This window comes from Yoonia sp. (assembly GCF_046498525.1).
Classification (GTDB): Bacteria; Pseudomonadota; Alphaproteobacteria; order Rhodobacterales; family Rhodobacteraceae; genus Yoonia.
Genome location: NZ_JAWOAN010000034.1, coordinates 1 through 3,062, shown reverse-complemented (window position 1 = coordinate 3,062; position 3,062 = coordinate 1). Strand labels below are relative to the sequence as shown.

The 3,062-nt window shown below is 59.9% G+C and carries 4 protein-coding genes; 3 read left to right on the top strand and 1 reads right to left on the bottom strand.

Annotation, left to right across the window (positions count from 1 at the left end):
* From R6T97_RS02425 to R6T97_RS02415, 3 genes are all read left to right on the top strand, one after another.
* The coding region (locus tag R6T97_RS02425) for an ABC transporter permease subunit (RefSeq protein ID WP_410347721.1) at window positions 1–447 on the top strand (447 nt) is incomplete at its 5' end.
* Between the two features lie 2 nt (window positions 448–449).
* Complete coding sequence (locus R6T97_RS02420) at window positions 450–1,415, top strand: oligopeptide/dipeptide ABC transporter ATP-binding protein (protein WP_410347720.1); 966 nt, start codon at window positions 450–452, stop codon at window positions 1,413–1,415.
* A complete protein-coding gene (locus R6T97_RS02415; RefSeq protein WP_410347719.1) occupies window positions 1,415–2,422 on the top strand; it encodes an oligopeptide/dipeptide ABC transporter ATP-binding protein in 1,008 nt (335 codons plus the stop codon). The genes R6T97_RS02420 and R6T97_RS02415 overlap by 1 nt, the downstream gene beginning before the upstream one ends.
* A 61-nt stretch (window positions 2,423–2,483) precedes the next feature.
* On the opposite strand, the gene R6T97_RS02410 is transcribed toward R6T97_RS02415, so the two are convergent.
* Window positions 2,484–3,062 (bottom strand): translocation/assembly module TamB domain-containing protein (locus R6T97_RS02410; protein ID WP_410347718.1); only part of this gene is annotated, 579 nt, incomplete at its 5' end.

The window sequence follows — 3,062 nt, the reverse complement described above, 5'->3', positions numbered from 1 at the left end:
ATGCTGGTGATCTTCGGGCGATCCATTTTCATGCTGTTTCTGGGCATCGGCCTGATTTCCTGGCTTGATATGGCGCGGATCGCGCGGGGGCAGACCCTGACCATCAAGAACAAGGAATTCGTCGAGGTAGCCGTCGCCACCGGCGTGCGCCCGAGCAAAATCATCCTGCGCCATATCGTGCCCAACCTGCTTGGTATCGTGATCGTCTATGCGACGCTGCTGGTCCCCAACATGATCATCTTTGAAAGCTTCATCAGCTTCCTTGGCCTCGGCGTCCAGGAACCTGCCACCTCGCTTGGCGCTTTGATCAACGAAGGCTCGCGCACCATGCAATTCGGCTATCTGTGGCAGATCGCCTTTCCGCTTTTCTTCTTTGTCGTCACCATTTTTGCCTTCTTCTTTGTCGGTGACGGGTTACGCGACGCGCTCGACCCAAAGGACCGCTGAACATGAGCCTTCTGGAAATCGAAAACCTGATGGTCACGTTCAACACCGCCGATGGTGATGTGCATGCGGTGAACGGCGTCAGCTTTGGTATCGACAAGGGCGAGACGCTCGCCATCGTGGGCGAGAGCGGGTCGGGCAAAAGCCAGACCGCCTTTGCCGCGATGGGGCTGCTGGCCAAGAACGGTCGCGCCTTTGGCGTCGCACGGTTCGACGGCAAGGACCTGCTGTCCATGACACAGCGCGAATTCAACAAGATCCGCAGCAAAGACATGGCGATGATCTTTCAGGACCCGATGACATCGCTGAACCCCTATCTGCGGGTCAGCGAACAGATGGCAGAGGTTCTGATGCTGCATAACGGGGTCGGGAAATCAGCCGCCATCACCGAAGCGGTCAGGATGCTGGATGCGGTTCGCATCCCCGACGCCCGCGCGCGTGTCACGATGTACCCGCATGAGTTTTCCGGCGGGATGCGCCAGCGGATCATGATTGCCATGTCACTCCTTTGCCAGCCGCGCCTGCTGATCGCAGATGAACCGACCACGGCGCTTGATGTTACAGTCCAAGCCCAGATCATGCAGCTTCTTGGCGATATCCGGCAGGATTTCGGCACCGCAGTGATCCTGATTACCCACGACCTTGGCGTGGTGGCCGGGTTTTGTGACCGCACGCTGGTGATGTACGGCGGACAGGTCATGGAAGAAGGCACGACCGACGACATCTTCGCCAGCCCGTCACACCCCTATACCAGCGGCCTTCTCAAGGCGGTGCCACGGCTGGACGTGGACGAAGGCGAACTTGTGACGATCGCAGGCGACCCTCCCGATATGTCCAACCTGCCTGCCGGTTGCCCGTTCTCGCCCCGATGTCCTGTGAAACTAAGCCATTGCCAAAGCGAGCGCCCGCCGCTGGAAACGGTAGATGATCGTCGCCGCGCCTGCCACCTGCCTGCCCGCGAGGTCGCGTGATGGAACCGCTTTTGTCCGTCCGCAACCTGTCGGTCACTTTCGACGTGCGCAAACCCGGCGCATGGCCGTGGACGCCACCGCGCAAGCTGCATGCTGTGTCCGAAGTGTCGTTCGATATTGCACCGGGTGAATGTCTTGGCATCGTCGGCGAATCCGGCTCGGGCAAATCGACGATCGCACGGGCCGTTGTCGGCACGATCCCGTCCTCTGGCGGAAACATTTTCTTCGAAGGTGCCGATCTGGCGAACATGACCGTCAGCGAACGCCGGGTACACCGGCGCGATGTGCAGATGATCTTTCAAGACCCGCTTGCCGCGCTCAACCCGCGCATGACCGTGGGTGAAATCATCGCAGAGCCGCTGGTCACCCATGAACCGAACACACCCCGCACACAGGTCAAGGCGCGGGTCGGTCAGATCATGGAACGGGTGGGGCTGCTGCCCAACCTGATCAACCGCTATCCGCATGAATTTTCCGGCGGACAGTGCCAGCGCATCGGGATCGCGCGGGCGCTGATCCTGAAACCGAAACTGATCATCTGTGATGAACCCGTTTCGGCATTGGACGTGTCAGTGCAGGCGCAAGTGATCAACCTGTTGATGGAATTGCAGCGCGACATGGGCCTGTCGATGATCTTTATCGCCCATGACCTGAGCGTGGTAAAACACATCAGCGACCGCACGCTGGTGCTTTATCTGGGGCGCGTGATGGAAACGGCGAACAGTCGCAGGCTGACAACACTGCCCGAACATCCCTACAGTCAGGCGCTGATCGCGTCGGTGCCGATCCCTGATCCGGTGCTGGAACGGGCCAGACCACGACCGATCCTCGAAGGCGAACTGCCATCACCGCTTGCGCCGCCATCTGGCTGTGTTTTCCGCACAAGATGCCCAAAGGCGCAAACCTCCTGCGCCGAAGCGCGGCCAGTACTGGAAGAAATCGGGGACCGCCACTTTGTCGCTTGCCCCTTCCATGAGGCAGAACATGTTTTGGTGGCAGGCAGGTAGCAAAGACTGTTGCTTAACAATCGTTCGTCAGAACCGTTTTCGCCAAAATTGTCCGCGACCGCTAGTAGTCGCGCTCGAAGAACACACCGACACTCGTCTCGCCGTCCTGATCGACGCTGCCCTTTGCGGTAATTTCTCTGGTGATATCAAGGTTCAGGTTGATCTCCGTTTCCCCTACGCTGGTGACAGTCACATCGGTATAGACGTTCTCGGACAGATAAGCGCCCGCCCGCACGGCGGCGTTGCCCTGCTCATCCGTGGTCACGTCGAAGTCATCAAGGCCGATATTCGCGCGCAACCGGTCCAGTGCGCCCCCGCCACGCCCCGCCAATGTACTGACCGCAGAGGCCAGTTGCACCGCTTGCAGCGGGCTGATGCTTTGCAGGTCGCGCCCGAAGATCAACTGCGACAACACCTCGTCCTGCGGCAGTTCGGGGACCGAGTTAAAGCTGACCTCCGGCTCTCCGGCCGGGCCTTCGACGACGATACTGATCACCGTCCCGTTGTCCGTTTCCGTTGTCGCCACCAAGCGGATGAGAGGCTCGAAATCACCCTGAAGCGTCGCCGTGCCTTCGTCCAGTTCGAACCGCTGTTGCAGGATATCGATCCGGCCGCGGACCAATTCGAACCGACCCACCGG